General features: G+C 39.7%; 18 protein-coding genes. 12 read left to right on the top strand and 6 right to left on the bottom strand.

All coding sequences use genetic code 11. The features are described from left to right. Positions 1 to 51: 51 nt before the first annotated feature. Positions 52 to 765, top strand: coding sequence for a VIT1/CCC1 transporter family protein (locus FEK29_RS04800; RefSeq protein ID WP_138257230.1), 714 nt, complete (start codon positions 52 to 54; stop codon positions 763 to 765). 12 nt (positions 766 to 777) lie between these two features. Here the strand turns inward: FEK29_RS04800 and FEK29_RS04795 are convergent, their stop codons facing one another. Further along, positions 778 to 1,554 carry a sigma-70 RNA polymerase sigma factor region 4 domain-containing protein gene (locus tag FEK29_RS04795; RefSeq protein WP_138257229.1) on the bottom strand — a complete coding sequence of 259 codons (777 nt, stop codon included), beginning with the start codon at positions 1,552 to 1,554 and terminating at the stop codon, positions 778 to 780. Between the two features lie 179 nt (positions 1,555 to 1,733). Here FEK29_RS04795 and FEK29_RS04790 point away from each other — a divergent pair, with 179 nt between their 5' ends. Both FEK29_RS04790 and FEK29_RS04785 read left to right on the top strand, forming a co-directional pair. Beyond that, on the top strand, positions 1,734 to 2,573 hold the full coding sequence (locus FEK29_RS04790) for a universal stress protein (RefSeq protein ID WP_138257228.1): 840 nt from the start codon (positions 1,734 to 1,736) through the stop codon (positions 2,571 to 2,573). A 16-nt stretch (positions 2,574 to 2,589) separates the two neighbouring features. Next, a complete protein-coding gene (locus FEK29_RS04785) occupies positions 2,590 to 3,435 on the top strand; it encodes a universal stress protein (protein ID WP_138257227.1) in 846 nt (281 codons plus the stop codon). A 23-nt stretch (positions 3,436 to 3,458) separates the two neighbouring features. Here FEK29_RS04785 and trxA read toward each other — a convergent pair whose 3' ends face one another. Beyond that, positions 3,459 to 3,758 carry a thioredoxin gene (gene trxA, locus FEK29_RS04780; protein ID WP_138257226.1) on the bottom strand — a complete coding sequence of 100 codons (300 nt, stop codon included), beginning with the start codon at positions 3,756 to 3,758 and terminating at the stop codon, positions 3,459 to 3,461. A 272-nt stretch (positions 3,759 to 4,030) separates the two neighbouring features. Here trxA and FEK29_RS04775 point away from each other — a divergent pair, with 272 nt between their 5' ends. From FEK29_RS04775 to FEK29_RS04745, 7 genes are all read left to right on the top strand, one after another. Next, entirely contained in the window at positions 4,031 to 4,867 is an 837-nt protein-coding gene (locus tag FEK29_RS04775; protein ID WP_138257225.1) for a universal stress protein, read from the top strand. A 4-nt stretch (positions 4,868 to 4,871) separates the two neighbouring features. Next, complete coding sequence (locus FEK29_RS04770; protein ID WP_138257224.1) at positions 4,872 to 5,720, top strand: universal stress protein; 849 nt, start codon at positions 4,872 to 4,874, stop codon at positions 5,718 to 5,720. 223 nt (positions 5,721 to 5,943) lie between these two features. Continuing rightward, the gene (locus tag FEK29_RS04765; protein ID WP_138257223.1) at positions 5,944 to 6,354 is read left to right on the top strand and encodes a hypothetical protein; all 411 of its coding nucleotides are present in this window, start codon (positions 5,944 to 5,946) and stop codon (positions 6,352 to 6,354) included. 11 nt (positions 6,355 to 6,365) lie between these two features. After that, positions 6,366 to 7,265, top strand: coding sequence for a mechanosensitive ion channel family protein (locus FEK29_RS04760; protein WP_138257222.1), 900 nt, complete (start codon positions 6,366 to 6,368; stop codon positions 7,263 to 7,265). Position 7,266: 1 nt separating this feature from the next. Continuing rightward, positions 7,267 to 8,109, top strand: a complete 843-nt coding sequence (locus FEK29_RS04755) for an ATP cone domain-containing protein (RefSeq protein ID WP_138257221.1) — start codon at positions 7,267 to 7,269, stop codon at positions 8,107 to 8,109. 3 nt (positions 8,110 to 8,112) lie between these two features. Further along, positions 8,113 to 9,483 (top strand): MBL fold metallo-hydrolase RNA specificity domain-containing protein, encoded by a 1,371-nt coding sequence (locus FEK29_RS04750; protein ID WP_138257220.1) that lies wholly within the window; start codon positions 8,113 to 8,115, stop codon positions 9,481 to 9,483. A 95-nt stretch (positions 9,484 to 9,578) separates the two neighbouring features. Continuing rightward, the gene (locus FEK29_RS04745) at positions 9,579 to 10,214 is read left to right on the top strand and encodes a hypothetical protein (RefSeq protein WP_162850208.1); all 636 of its coding nucleotides are present in this window, start codon (positions 9,579 to 9,581) and stop codon (positions 10,212 to 10,214) included. Positions 10,215 to 10,237: 23 nt separating this feature from the next. Here FEK29_RS04745 and cls read toward each other — a convergent pair whose 3' ends face one another. Both cls and FEK29_RS04735 read right to left on the bottom strand, forming a co-directional pair. Beyond that, a complete protein-coding gene (gene cls, locus FEK29_RS04740) occupies positions 10,238 to 11,644 on the bottom strand; it encodes a cardiolipin synthase (protein ID WP_138257219.1) in 1,407 nt (468 codons plus the stop codon). 197 nt (positions 11,645 to 11,841) lie between these two features. Beyond that, entirely contained in the window at positions 11,842 to 12,027 is a 186-nt protein-coding gene (locus tag FEK29_RS04735; RefSeq protein WP_138257218.1) for a CsbD family protein, read from the bottom strand. A 367-nt stretch (positions 12,028 to 12,394) separates the two neighbouring features. On the opposite strand from FEK29_RS04735, the gene FEK29_RS04730 reads away from it, so the two are divergent. Then, positions 12,395 to 12,925 (top strand): lipid-binding SYLF domain-containing protein, encoded by a 531-nt coding sequence (locus tag FEK29_RS04730; protein ID WP_138257217.1) that lies wholly within the window; start codon positions 12,395 to 12,397, stop codon positions 12,923 to 12,925. A 74-nt stretch (positions 12,926 to 12,999) separates the two neighbouring features. Here FEK29_RS04730 and FEK29_RS18040 read toward each other — a convergent pair whose 3' ends face one another. After that, entirely contained in the window at positions 13,000 to 13,137 is a 138-nt protein-coding gene (locus FEK29_RS18040; protein WP_162850207.1) for a hypothetical protein, read from the bottom strand. A gap of 63 nt (positions 13,138 to 13,200) precedes the next feature. Beyond that, positions 13,201 to 13,644, bottom strand: coding sequence for a BLUF domain-containing protein (locus tag FEK29_RS04725; RefSeq protein ID WP_138257216.1), 444 nt, complete (start codon positions 13,642 to 13,644; stop codon positions 13,201 to 13,203). A 209-nt stretch (positions 13,645 to 13,853) separates the two neighbouring features. On the opposite strand from FEK29_RS04725, the gene FEK29_RS17895 reads away from it, so the two are divergent. Continuing rightward, positions 13,854 to 13,997, top strand: a complete 144-nt coding sequence (locus tag FEK29_RS17895; protein ID WP_161595313.1) for a hypothetical protein — start codon at positions 13,854 to 13,856, stop codon at positions 13,995 to 13,997. Positions 13,998 to 14,029 lie beyond the last annotated feature (32 nt).

Genomic DNA, 14,029 nt, shown 5'->3' with positions numbered 1-14,029 from the left:
ATTGATAGGAATTAAGTAACGACCAAAACCTTCATTTTAAATAAAATAACCATGTCCGAACCTAACGAATTAGATAATTACTTGGACAACCACTATATACACCGTAGCAATTGGTTACGAGCGGCAGTTTTGGGAGCCAATGACGGCATTCTTTCTACAGCCAGTATTGCTATTGGCGTAGCTGCGGCCAGTGAAATAAGGGAACCAGTGGTTTTGGCAACATTGGCGGGCCTAGTTGCCGGGGCTTTATCAATGGCAGCCGGCGAATACGTCTCCGTAAGTTCACAAACCGATGTGGAAAAAGCGGATATAAAAAGGGAAAAAGAGGAATTAGAGGAAATGCCTAATTTGGAACTAAAGCGCTTGGCACAAATCTATGAGGAAAGGGGTTTAAAGAAAGAAACTGCCCTAACGGTAGCCAAGGAACTCACGGCACATGATGCCTTGGGAGCCCATATTCGTGACGAATTGGGAATCAACGATATTAGTGCAGCCAATCCTTTACAGGCAGCCATGGCATCAGGCGCCGCATTCACCATAGGTGGGATACTTCCATTCTTAGTTACACTTTTTCTACCCTTGGAAAACATGGAGTATTACTTGTATGGATTTGCCATTTTTTTCCTGGTGCTTTTGGGGGCCATGGCGGCAAAAGCAGGTGGTTCAAGCATCCTAAATGCGGTTGCCCGGGTAACCTTTTGGGGTACCATAGCCATGGGGTTGACCGCCTTGGTAGGACATTTTTTTGGGGTTAGCGTCGCCTAAATCTTGTATTGCTTAGTTGCTATCGATTAAAAAACGCTTAACGAAACTTTTTTTCAATAATCCTCTGGCGCTGGACAAAAGGTTTTCTGTTTCCTCCAAGGTGGTATTCCTCATATCTGCAATTTCATCTGGTGTGAAACCTTGATCTGTGTATAATTCAAATACGCACCTCATGGGCAAGGACATTTTACCCAATACCATATCCATATGCCTTTCAACCCGCTCCTTGTCCAAACTTTCATCCAGTTTTTGCGCAAGGCCCTTTTCCTCTTCGGTTATAAAGACATGGTCCAATGAATAGTTGGTCCTGTCCAAGGAACTATCGTCCAACTCTTCCAATAGAACCAAATCACCATCACCATCGGTACTAAAATCTTCCTCCATGGCATCCCACTCCTTTTTGGAATAGGTGTCAATGTTTTCAAAAAATATGTGATCAAATTCCTCTTCGGTCAAACGATCATCTAACAGGTCATCTACTTTTTTAAAAAGAAAAGGGCGAAGGCCATATTCATTTTTCACAAGTTCCCAATTGTCATAAACTTCAATAAACAATTGGTCCGTAAAGTCATTGGGATCGAACATTCCCTTATTTAATTTACCGGCACGTATTGCGTTCTTCAACCTTATAGCAACATAATTTTTAACCTGTGGCATCAAACGCAATAATTCCTTATTGAAAGCCTCCCGGTTTTCTTGGTTTTTAAAATCAACCAGATTATTATAGGTCTCCTGAACCATCCAAAGTATGGTACCCATAATTGCTTTGTTTTCTTTTGTTCTATTCATGGCTTAACTGTTTTATTCATTGAATGTACGTTGATATGAAAACAAAAAACATGATTTATATCATTAAAAATCAAATATTTAAAGCGTGTCTTATGAAGGTGCCTATGTATATCGCATGATAAATGTCATACTTTTAAAAATGGGAAACCATTAATTTTAAAGGTGTTAAATCAAGAGCAATGAAAAACATTCTTATCCCGACCGATTTTTCTGATAGTGCCGAAAATGCCATCACTTTTGCATTAGACCTATTCAAATGCGACCGCACCAATTTTTATTTGATGCATGCGTATGCCGATGAGCTCTACGCAATGAGCCCCGATTCAGAGGGAATTGATTTTAAGAAGAAAAAGTTCCATGAAGCTTCGGAAAAAAAGCTTGGGGAAATAATTTCAAAGAATATAAAAGAAAAACATAATCCAAGGCATCGTTTTGAGTCTATTTCCGTATTCGAATCTCTCGTAGACGGTGTTAACGACTTTGTCAACTTAAAGAACATTGACTTGGTATTAATGGGAACCAAAGGGCAAACAGCTGACAAGAACATCACTTTTGGAAGCCATACCGTTCAGGTCTTTAAATATGTAAAGTGCCCGGTTTTGGCCATTCCTAGTGATTATACATTTTCACAGCCAAAAAAGATATTGTTCCCATCAGATTATATGGTTCCCTATAAACGAAGGGAACTAAAACTATTGGATACTTTGGCCGGCCGATTTAAGTCCGAAGTCCATTCGCTCTACATTTCGGATTTTGAGGATTTGAGCCACAGACAAGAGGACAATCGGTTGTTCCTAAAAGGGTCTTTGCCAAATGCCAATTTAAGCTTTACCAGGACCGAGGTAAAGAATAAGGGAATCGCCATAATGGACTACGCCCATGAACACAAAATGGATATGTTGGTCATGGTTAATTCCAGACATTCCTTTTTGGAGGATATGCTCTACCGCTCCACGGTGGACCAAATTGCCCTAAACCCGGTAATTCCGTTTATGGTATTGCAGAACTTACCTCGTTAATCGTAATATTTTAGTCATGAAAAAAATAATTTTACCTACGGATTTTTCGGAAAATGCCTGGAATGCCATTTTTACGGCCCTCAAGATATATGCCGATGTTACCTGCCATTTTTATATCGTCAACGCCTACGAACCAAGTGTTTTAAAGCCTTTGGGGGCACAAGGCCACAAAAGGTTGGACGTCATTTACGATTCACTTTCACAGCAGTCGAACAAGGAATTGAAAGAAATTCTTACCTACCTGGAAAAAAACCACAAAAACCCGCATCATAGTTTTGAGACGGTTTCTGTGGAAAGCACACTAGAGGAAGCAATGTATAAAATAGCACAGGAAAAAGATGCGGACCTGATTATCATGGGTACTCAGGGTGCCACAGGGGCTAAACAGGTTTTTTTGGGCAGTAATACGGTAAAAGTGCTCAACAAACTAACGAATGTCCCCATTTTGGCGGTACCGGATTCCTTTAATTTCCAAAAGTTGAAAACCGTCATTTTTTCGACGGATTTTATGAAGGGCTACGATAAATTTGAATTGGACAGTCTCCTGGAAATGGCAACTATTTGGAATGCCAACATAGAGATAATCCATGTTGCCGAGGAATTTGTCCTGAACGAAACACAAGAAACCAATAAGGCTATATTGGAAGAACGGTTGTCTGGCATGGAATTTACTTTTACCGATCTGCCCTTCAAGTCCAGCACGGCCTATACCATAGGTCAACATACTGCCAACCGCGCGTACGATATACTTGGGATGATACGGCATCACCATACGTTTTGGGAGAAGGTAATTGGGGAACCCGTGGTGAAGAAAATAGCCTTTCACTCCACGATTCCTGTATTGTTCCTTCCGGAAAAGTAGCTTGAAAAAATTGGGATCACTCCTTAGGAATGCTCCCTAATGACTTCTAGGATATCGTTCTTTTGGAGCACACCTGACTGTCTCCACAACTGCTTTCCGTTTTTGAAAAGCATCATGGTAGGCACGCCCCTAACATTATATTTAGTGGCCAATTTTTGGTTTTTGTCCACATCTATTTTCACGATTTTCAAACGATCCCCCAAGTCATCCTTCACCTGTTGAAGAATTGGGGCCAACATTTTGCAAGGTCCGCACCAGTCGGCATAAAAATCGACCAAAACGGGAACATCAGAATCCACGATGTTTTTAAAAGAGCTTTTCACACGTTTAAATTTTCTGTTTTAAAATAACACGATCAATTGTCAATTTGACGAATTATTAATTAAGTCATGATATTGGGTTCAAACCAACTCCATTATACAAGTTACTAAATTTTGAAAGATGGATACCTGACAAAAATCATGGAATTTGGCCACAGGAATTCGTAACTTATATACGTAATCTTAAAGGCCGATTTAGGTCAAGATAACCCACAAAATATCTGGAAAGTAATTGGTTCGACAGACCACACGCAATCGCTAAAAACAATAAAAAGATGAAACGAATATTATTACCCACGGATTTTTCGGATAATTCATTCAAGGCAATTGACTATGGATTATCGCTCTTCAAAAATGAGAAGTGTACCTTCTTTCTCCTGAACACCTATATGCCGCCCGTTTATCATACGGAATATTTGTTGGGGAGCCCTGGCCAAATAGGTCTTGGGGATATGATCCGGGAAGATTCCAAGAACAATTTGAACGAGCTGAAGGAAAAACTGGAAACGGAGTACAAAAATCCGCTTCACACCTTTGTCACCCATTCCGCCTTTAATATGCTCACCGAAGAAATAAGCCACATGACGGAAGCCGAGGACATAGATTTGGTCATCATGGGTACCCAAGGTGCCACAGGTGCCCAGGAAATATTGTTTGGAACCAATACGGTACACGCCATTAGGAGCAGTAAATGCCCGGTATTGGCCATTCCCCAAGGCTATGCATATCAGGACCCAAAATCCATCCTTTTCCCAACGGATTACGAAGTGGATTATTCAGGGGAAAAACTTGCTGCGATGTTGCATATCGCAACAGGGCATGATGCCCAGGTTCACGTGATGCACGTATTCACACAGTTGGAATTGGATTCCAAGCAATTATCCAACCAGCAAACCCTAAAAAAGATGTTGGGAAGCAATGGGAAGTTTCATGAGGTTGAAGGTGACGAGATCATCACCGCGATCAATAAATTTCAGGAAAGTACCAAAATCGATATGTTATGTATGATTCAAAATAAGCACACGTTCTTGGAGCGTTTGTTCATAGAACCCATCATTAAGAAAATCGGTTTTCATGTAAAGGTTCCTTTTTTGGTCATTCCACAACCTTGACCTTATGAAGACCCTTAAAATTCTTGTGGCCACTGATTTTTCAGATGAGGCTTATAACGCCCTTTTCTATGCTACCAAGCTTTTGGCAAACCAGTCTTGTATTTTTTTTATTCTACATGTTTTCAAAAAACCGATAGGTCTTTTGCCAAAACAAATTAATGTCAACGATAAAAAAATCGACCTATTGGAAAAAGAGTCCATAGAGAATTTAAAAAAGACTTTCCATAAAATCCACTTGGACGATAAGAATGAACTGCACGAATTTAAAATGCTATCCAAGCAAGGATTCCTTGGTGAGGTCATTTATGAAACCATAGGAAATTTTTGTATAGATATAGTGTTTATGGGCAACAAAGGAACTACAGGGGCCAAGGAAATATTTATGGGAAGCAATACGGTACAAACCATCAGGGATTTAAGGAAATGTCCACTCATGGCCGTTCCGAAGGAAGTGGAGTTCAAACTTCCAAAAAAAATAGCTTTCATTTCGGACTTGAAAAAGGGCTGCAATCTAAAAACCATAAAACCTCTTTTGCATTTGGTTAAAATGCTTGATGCATCGGTACATATTGTACACATCATCGAAGAGGAATTTTTGTCTTCCCTCCAAGCATCCAATAAAAAGTTATTGCAAATTTCCTTTAATGACTTTAATCCTAGTTTCACCTCAATTTTTGAGTTTGCAGATAAAGCTCAGATTATTGACAGTTTTGTAAAAAACAGCGAGGTAGATATTTTCTCCATGGTACACACCAAAAAGAGTTTAATTGAGCGGTTGCTTAAAAAACCAGTACTTTTGGATTTAAGTATATATTCAACAGTACCCTTTCTCATGCTACCGCATAGGGAATGACAATTATCATACTTTAATTAGCTTCTTTATCCTAATTTATATGAAATAAAAATTATGGATATGAAATGAGCAATATCAAGTCTTAATACCCATTGAGATGGTTTGTGGCGAAATCAATGATTCATGAACACCTATGAAAACAAAATGAAATGATGTGAATAATTGCAACCCTGTGCTGAGCGTAGTCGAAGCATGACCTATGACAAACAATAAAAATAAACAGATGAAAAATATAGGTATTTGGTTGGACAGCAAAAACGCTTTGATCGTTCGTTTGAATGAAAACGGAGACTCTTTGAACAAAATAAATTCCGGTGTTGAATTTTTCAACAGAACCAGCACCTCTGGGTCAAGGGTCAAATGGGGTGGAACCCAAGATATAACCCATGAAAGGAATTATTTGGAAAAACAAAAACGGCAATTTAAAACATATTTCAAGGAGGTGGCCCATGCGGTAGCCGACTGTGATGCACTGGCACTTTTTGGCCCAGCGGATATTAATGAGAAACTAAAAAAGGAACTGGAGGAAAACTATCCTGAAATTAACAGAAAAATAGTTGCAGTAAAAAAAACGGATAGTATGACCGCTAATCAAATAAAGGCCCTCATTAGAGACTTCTTCAACAATAGATAAACCGATCGCCCATGGAACATTTTCTTGCGCTTTTTGAGAACCCTACGGTCCTAAAGTTCCTAAAACTTGGATTGTGGATTGTGCTCATTATTATCATCATAGGTTTATTAAGAAAAACCCTCAAAAAGCGAATAGAGGATACCATCATTAGATACAAAGCTCAAAAAGGTATAGAAATCATTGGCTACTTTCTCATTTTGCTTATAGTCTTCATGGCTTTCACAGTGGATGACATTAAGGACTACACCCTTGTCATTGGTTTATTTACCGCCGGAATCACCTTTACCCTCCAGGAACTTATTCTAAGCATGGCAGGTTCATTTTATATTTTTTTTGTGCGTGTCTATAAACCTGGTGATAGAATAGAGATCAATAATATCAAAGGTGATGTTATCGATATAGACAGTATCTACACCACCCTAATGGAAATAGGAGAATGGGTCAGTAGCGACAATTATTCCGGAAGAATAGTAAAAATTAGCAATGCATTCGTATTTAAAGGCCCCATTAAGAATTATTCCATGGATTTTCCCTTTGTCTGGGATGAGCTTAATATTCTGATTACTTACGGTTCCAATATGGAACTTGCCCAATCCCTAATATTGAAAAAGGCAAATGAAATATTATCGGAATATACCGAAAAATCCCAGGCAAAATGGCAGGAGATGGTGGAACGCTATTATATTGAAAATGCAACGATAAAACCCACCCTGGCCGTTCAACTTACCGATAATTGGATAGCTTTGAACTTACGCTACATTACGGATTACAAATTAAGAAGGGATACCAAAAACAGATTGTTTTCAAATATTGAAAAGGCCCTAAAGGAAACAAAAGGTAAGGTAACCTTGGCCTCAACCACCCTTCAGCTTCTAAAAATACCGGAGGTTGAGATTCAACTAAAAAAATGATATGAAGGAATCTAACATTGAGGTACAAAAATCTTCTGGGGAAAGAGTACAATTCTCCATGGATAAACTAAGAAGTTCGCTTAAACATAGTGGGGCGGACCATGAATTGGTGGAGGATATTGTGACGAAGGTACGGGATGAAATCTATCCGGGAATCACTACAAATGAAATCTACAATCGTGCCTATGCACTTTTAAAAAAGAGGAAGTCGGTTTTTGCTTCCAAGTACAAACTAAAAAAAGCCATCTATGAGTTGGGACCTACGGGATTCCCTTTTGAACGGTTCGTGGCCGCCATTTTAAAATACTCGGGGTACCAGGTTGAAGTGGGCGTTTTTTTAGAAGGTCTATGTGTAACCCATGAAATAGATGTACTGGCCGAAAAAAATGAATGCACCACCATTATTGAATGCAAGTTCCACGGCGATAAAGGACTCAACTGCAATGTAAAAATCCCCCTCTACATACATTCTAGGTACAATGATATCAAGGAGCACTGGGTAAATAGAAAGAGAGAAAAGAATATACTGGAAAAGGGTTGGGTGGTTACGAACACCCGTTTCACACAAGATGCCATAAAATATGGGACGTGTGCCAACCTATACCTTCTAAGCTGGGATTATCCCAAAAATGAAGGTCTCAAGGACCGCATTGATCGCCTGGGACTATATCCCATCACGGTCTCCACGCTTTTAAGCAATCGAGAAAAACAATTCCTGCTCAGTAGGGATGTGGTCCTATGTCGGCAACTCCTTAAGGATAAATTCTTCCTTGATCATTTGGGTATATCCCCAAACCGAAAAGCCAAAATATTGGATGATATTGGTCAACTCTGTAATCTTTAGGCCATGAATAATATCAAGATTCAATTTCTTGGAGCCAGTGGCACCGTTACAGGTTCTAAATTTTATCTGGAAACCCCAGACGTAAATATTATGGTAGATTGCGGCATGTTCCAAGGATTGAAGGAACTCAGGGAGATCAATTGGAAACCTTTGCCCATAGACGCATCAAAAATAGATTTTGTGTTGTTGACCCATGGACATTTGGACCATACCGGATACTTGCCAAGATTGCTCAAAGAAGGATTTAAAGGTAAAATCATTGGAACCGCCCCCACTTTGGACATCACACGGATTATTTTGATGGATAGTGGAAAAATTCAGGAGGAACAGGCCCAATTGGCCAATGAAGAGGGCTACAGCAAACATTCACCTGCGGAGCCCTATTATTCTACAAAGGATGCGGAAAGAACATTTACCTTTTTCCAAACCTGTGAAAAAGATTCATGGATATCCCTTTCACAAAATGTCAGGGCCAGATTTAAGTTTAATGGCCATATCATTGGGGCAACCTTTATCGAATTGGAAGCTTTTGGAAAGTTATTTGTGTTTTCCGGGGACGTTGGAAGAACTACTGACATTCTTTTATCCCCTCCGGAACGACCCAAATGGGCAGATTACCTGTTTTTAGAGAGTACCTATGGCAATAAACTACACCCTGAGGAAGACGTTCCCACAATTTTAAGCACCTTAATAAAACGGACGATTCAGGAAAGGGGAAATCTTATCATTCCATCCTTTGCCGTGGAACGCTTGCAGTCTCTTATGTATACTTTATGGATGCTATTTAAAAAGAACAAAATTCCAAACATTCCCATTTTTATAGATAGTCCAATGGGTTCCAATGTACTTTCCGTTTTTGAGAGGTTTCCTGCTTGGCACACTCTTAAAATTTGCGAATACCATGCCATGGTGCATCATTTTAACATTATTACTTCCTATGCGGATACCTGGAAAACCATTGATGATCAAAGACCGAAAATTATCATTGCCGGCAGTGGAATGGTCACCGGAGGACGGGTCCTTACCTACTTGCAACAAATGCTTGATAGGACAACAACCCAAATTCTGTTGGTTGGTTTCCAAGCTGAAGGCACCCGGGGCAGACAACTTTTGGATGGAGCACATGAATTGAAAATATTCGGAAAGTATTATCCGGTAAAGGCAAAAGTCCATCTTCTGGAAAGTCTTTCCGCACATGCGGACCAAAACGAATTGTTGCATTGGACAGATACCATTGAAAACATTCCGGAAAAGGTATTCCTTATCCATGGGGAGCCCAGTGCACTGGATGCCTTACGGGTAAAACTTAAAGACACAAAAGGTTGGAATTGCCACATCCCGAAGCAATACGAAACTGAAAAAATTATGTGTTGAAAGGGTACATACCTATCAATACCGTCGTATGATTTTTGTCATTTTTAATACTCGGGTCAATGCATATCTTTAATGATCGCTTAAATGTACATGTCATGAAAAAAATACTTTTCGTTTTCACTGTTCTTCTTATGGGATGTTCCTCCACTAGTCTAATTGAAAACTGGAAAGACCCGGATACCGTACTTTTCCACGCCAACAAAGTCCTTTTGGTAGGAATGACACAAAACGAGGAAGCGCGAACCGACTTTGAACAAAAACTTCAAAAAGAATTCGAAAAAAGGGATGTGGAGGCTTGGAAAAGTTTGGACGTTTTTGACGTGTCCTTTACGGATTCCAAGAAAACCCAAGAGGAACTGGATTTGGTGGAGCAGAGTTTGTTGGACAAGGGTTTCGATGCCATACTCCTTACCAAGATTACGGGCTCGGAGAATAGGGAAAATTTCATGAAGTCCGTGTCTCGTTGGGACTCGGGCCAATCACGTTTCAACGATGATTACCTGGAGCATCAGGATATCTATTTTGATAACAGCTACTATGAAAAGTTCAAGATATATTTTGCGGAAACCACCTTGTACTGCATTTGTGAAGGAAAGGAACGCGCCATGATATGGCGGGGCATTATTGAAATCTCAGACCCCAACAATGTAAACAAGGCCATAAACGATTACATCAAATTGGTGGTCACCGCACTGGAAGAACAGGATTTAATCTTTATCGAGGATTTTTAGGACCGGTTTTGTAAACTGGACCTTTACAATATCGGACTGAATATTTTTCCGATTCCTTCCTTGAGTTTTTTGGTCCAAGGGCGCCCAACATAAGCATCATACGTAAGCATGTTACCGGTACCACTGTCCCTTAGAAAATCGGCCTTTAATAACTCCGCAAACTTCTTTTCATAGATAATGGCGTTCACTTCATAGTTCTGTTCAAAACTCCGATCGTCCAGATTGGCCGTTCCAATGGAGGAAATGGCATCGTCGCTAACGATGATCTTGCTGTGAAGGAATCCGTCCGGGAAGAGGTAAATTTTTACGCCCGACTTTAAAAAAGTCTCAAAATAAGAGTGTACGGCCCAGCTGACCAATCGGTTATCCGCATTTTCAGATACCAAGAGACGTACATCCACCCCACCCAATGCCGCGGTCTGTAAGGCCTTAATCAGCGCCTGGTTTGGTATGATGTAGGGATTCGTGATGTAAACATATTTTTTGGCGGCATTGATGATGGAAAAATAGGTCTGCTCCAAAGCGGGAAAATCATCGTCCGGACCTCCGGAAACGATTTGCACCAAGGTATCGATTTTTGATTTGGTAATGCCCGTGGGGTTTTCAAGGGGCTCCAATAATTCTTGACAGACCAGGTACCAATCCATCATAAAAACCTGATTTAGGTGATTGGCGGCAGGACCGGTTATTTTTAGGTGCATATCGTGCCACTTGCCCAAGCCGGGGTCGCCTTTGAGGTATTTGTCGGATATATTGATGCCCCCCGTAAATGCGATTTGTCCGTCCACCACGATTATCTTTCTATGGTTTCTATAGTTCAGGGAGGAGAAAAAACGTCCGAATTTAAAGGGCAAAAAGGGGTATACTTCCACCCCAATGACCTGCAATTTTTTAAGATAGGCCTTGCTCAAGGAAAAACTCCCAATACCATCATAGATCATCCTTACCTTAACGCCCATCGCTATTTTGGTTTTAAAAAGCACCCATAATTTGTCCGCCAACTCGCCATCCTCATAAATGTAATACTGTATATGAATTTCGCGCTGTGCCTGCTCCAGAGCATTAAAAATGGCGTCAAAGGTGGTCTTCCCGTCCTTTAAAAGCTGTAAATCATTGTCCCCAACCGGAGGAAAGTGGGAGTTATTGTAGAAGAGGGTCATCAATTTCCGGTATCTTCCCTCAAAGGAATTCACCAAGTCCGTTCCTGGACTAGGAAGTTTGGTGAACAGGTTCCTTTTTAAGGCTATCAGTTTATTCTTTCTCCGGTTTCTGCCCAAGAGAAGGTAAAGAATGATTCCGCCAACGGGAATCGCAAAAATGGCCAATAACCAAGCCAGACTTTTGGAAGGTTTGGCCCCATAAAGCAGAATTGCAACAACAATGGACAGCGTGATCAATATATAAATACCCAGAATAATGGTCGTCCACATAGCAAGGCCAATTTTTATAATGTATTAATTCGATTTTTTAAAATAAATCAAAATAGGTTCAGGAGCAATGATTGTGGTCACGAATTCTGACCTTTTGATTCATTGGGTATGATTCGAGTCAAGCTATAATGTTGAACACTAGCAACAAAAAAACCCTTGAAAGTAAATCCAAGGGCTCTTTTATCATAGAATTTTTTTTACCAAGTTTCTATTTCCTTTCTAATTTCCTCTTTCCTTTTTCCTGTTTTTTCCTGAAGTCTTCCCAGCATTTCATCAAATTTACCTTCGGCGAACGTGGTGTCATCATCTGTAACGTTTCCGTATTTCTGTTTGAATTCGCCTTTCACCTGGTTCCACTTTCCTTCCAATTGTTCCTTATTCATAATATCTATTTTTAAAAAATTCAACTTATAACTTCAATTTACCCATTAATTGTGGTTTGAAATGACGTATTCGATGGGTTTATTGATGCATTTCCAAAAGAAGGCATATTCCGTTCCAAAACATGTCAAGGAACTAAAGGAATAATTGGGAGGTTAAAACAAAAAAACTTAATAATATGCTAATTTTTTCAATTCATTAACATCGTAATTTATTATTTATCAAGTATTTATCTATAGAATCAATAACAGAATTGATTACGGCAGGGATAGCCTTCCATTGTGCTTATTTTTATTCTGTGAATGAACGTTGATAGATAAAAATCAGGAGATTTCATTCCATAATTTGTAAAATTAAAAACCTAATAGTATGAAATTTAAAACAGTAGTCGCTATCGTATTGATGGTAGCATCCGCAAACATATTCGCGCAAAGCGATAAGGACAAACAAGTAATGGCCGATGCGGAAAAGGCAAAAATGGAACTTCAGAAAATGGACGGTATGGACCGGTTCTTCAACAATTCTTCCGGATATGTTATTTTCCCAAATGTGGGAAAAGGAGGATTGATCGTGGGAGGTGCATCCGGTAACGGCGTACTTTACGAAAATGGTATGGTACAAGGAATGGCCAGTTTGAAAAAAGTGGACATTGGACTACAGGCCGGAGGACAGGCACTTACCGAAATCATCTTTTTTGAGACCGAAGAGGCCTTGAACGATTTTAAGGACGGTAATTATGAACTCTCCGCAAATGCCACGGCAATAGCAATCGACAAGGGCTTTGCGGCAAATGCCAATTATAAAGATGGGGTGGCCGTATTTACAAATCCAAAGAAAGGCTTGATGGCAGACCTATCCATTGGGGGGCAAAAGTTCGAATATGACGAAATGGACAAATAAGGGTCCAAGAACTTTATAAAGCTAAAAACCGGGACAAGTCCCGGTTTTTTTTTGCCTTAATATGCGCTTTCCGATTAAAAGTAGTTGAGCACATAGCCAAAAATCCAGTAAAGTATAAGGAAAACAAAGATGGTTCCAATACAACCACATTTACCGCCCCCAATTTTTCTTGCGCCGTACCACGCCCCGATAATCTGTATTAGTTTTTTCATTTTTTAGTAAATCGATGTTCTATTATAAGTGTTGGACGATATTCGAAATTTAGTGTTTTTATACTAGCCGAACGAAAGCTTCGTATCCTTTTTCAAAAGTTTGTTCACGTGTGCCCACAGCGTTAATTTGGAAGATCCGGGCGATTTTACAATTTCCGACCCATGAAAGATTTGATGGAACAACATTTTCTTGTGCCTAATTTGGTCAGACACATCGTCAAAGTTGTTGTAGATGGTAGAAAATTGGGAAAACAAACGAAACTTGTTCTCCTCCAGATTCAACAATACGATTTCGCCGTGCCTTTCATCCTTGCTGATTCTACCAAATAACTTTCGCACCAAGGTTTCCTCCCCTTCCAACAAGTGAATAAAGTTATGGCGGTGATAAACCAGGCACCCGGTAATCCCATGCGCTGCATTAAACCGACTCGCATTTCGCATTAAATCGTGTATTTCCTCATTGGGCAATCCCTTCGCTGCTTTAGATCGATAAATAAGTGAGAACATAGGAAATCTATTTCCTATTAAAGTTAAGGTCAAGAAGAAATTGATATTAGCCCAAAAAGAAAAATTTGTGAACCTATTTATGACATAAACACATAGTTCCCAAACACTTGAAAGGATGATCCATAATTGCTATAAAAGCCAAAAAATTCTTAAAAGAGTTAATTTCTTTAACTGTTTGGGAATACATTTGTTCACCAACCAGAGACAAAATGCAAAAGGAAAAAATCAATTATAAAATAACCTCAAAGGAGAATCCAAATTCCCCTTTGATAATGACCATTAAATTTTCCATAGTGGTCGCCGCCATAGGCATCGTCTTCTGCATCATCCTTTTGGCAAAAAACAATTTCTAGGAGTAGGAGCCAAACTTCAATTTCCAAAGTAA

The sequence above is a fragment of the Maribacter aurantiacus genome, assembly GCF_005780245.1.
Taxonomy (GTDB): domain Bacteria; phylum Bacteroidota; class Bacteroidia; order Flavobacteriales; family Flavobacteriaceae; genus Maribacter; species Maribacter flavus.
The sequence above is the reverse complement of the archived record's forward strand: the minus strand, read 5'-3'. Positions and strand labels throughout refer to the sequence as shown.

Excerpts from the sequence above, each read along its gene's own strand:
- FEK29_RS04800 (WP_138257230.1), top strand. The coding sequence starts at position 52 with ATGTCCGAACCTAACGAATTAGATAATTACTTGGACAACCACTATATA.
- FEK29_RS04795 (WP_138257229.1), bottom strand. The coding sequence starts at position 1,554 with ATGAATAGAACAAAAGAAAACAAAGCAATTATGGGTACCATACTTTGG.
- FEK29_RS04790 (WP_138257228.1), top strand. The coding sequence starts at position 1,734 with ATGAAAAACATTCTTATCCCGACCGATTTTTCTGATAGTGCCGAAAAT.
- FEK29_RS04785 (WP_138257227.1), top strand. The coding sequence starts at position 2,590 with ATGAAAAAAATAATTTTACCTACGGATTTTTCGGAAAATGCCTGGAAT.
- FEK29_RS04775 (WP_138257225.1), top strand. The coding sequence starts at position 4,031 with ATGAAACGAATATTATTACCCACGGATTTTTCGGATAATTCATTCAAG.
- FEK29_RS04770 (WP_138257224.1), top strand. The coding sequence starts at position 4,872 with ATGAAGACCCTTAAAATTCTTGTGGCCACTGATTTTTCAGATGAGGCT.
- FEK29_RS04765 (WP_138257223.1), top strand. The coding sequence starts at position 5,944 with ATGAAAAATATAGGTATTTGGTTGGACAGCAAAAACGCTTTGATCGTT.
- FEK29_RS04760 (WP_138257222.1), top strand. The coding sequence starts at position 6,366 with ATGGAACATTTTCTTGCGCTTTTTGAGAACCCTACGGTCCTAAAGTTC.
- FEK29_RS04755 (WP_138257221.1), top strand. The coding sequence starts at position 7,267 with ATGAAGGAATCTAACATTGAGGTACAAAAATCTTCTGGGGAAAGAGTA.
- FEK29_RS04750 (WP_138257220.1), top strand. The coding sequence starts at position 8,113 with ATGAATAATATCAAGATTCAATTTCTTGGAGCCAGTGGCACCGTTACA.
- FEK29_RS04745 (WP_162850208.1), top strand. The coding sequence starts at position 9,579 with ATGAAAAAAATACTTTTCGTTTTCACTGTTCTTCTTATGGGATGTTCC.
- cls (WP_138257219.1), bottom strand. The coding sequence starts at position 11,644 with ATGTGGACGACCATTATTCTGGGTATTTATATATTGATCACGCTGTCC.
- FEK29_RS04735 (WP_138257218.1), bottom strand. The coding sequence starts at position 12,027 with ATGAATAAGGAACAATTGGAAGGAAAGTGGAACCAGGTGAAAGGCGAA.
- FEK29_RS04730 (WP_138257217.1), top strand. The coding sequence starts at position 12,395 with ATGAAATTTAAAACAGTAGTCGCTATCGTATTGATGGTAGCATCCGCA.
- FEK29_RS18040 (WP_162850207.1), bottom strand. The coding sequence starts at position 13,137 with ATGAAAAAACTAATACAGATTATCGGGGCGTGGTACGGCGCAAGAAAA.
- FEK29_RS04725 (WP_138257216.1), bottom strand. The coding sequence starts at position 13,644 with ATGTTCTCACTTATTTATCGATCTAAAGCAGCGAAGGGATTGCCCAAT.
- FEK29_RS17895 (WP_161595313.1), top strand. The coding sequence starts at position 13,854 with ATGCAAAAGGAAAAAATCAATTATAAAATAACCTCAAAGGAGAATCCA.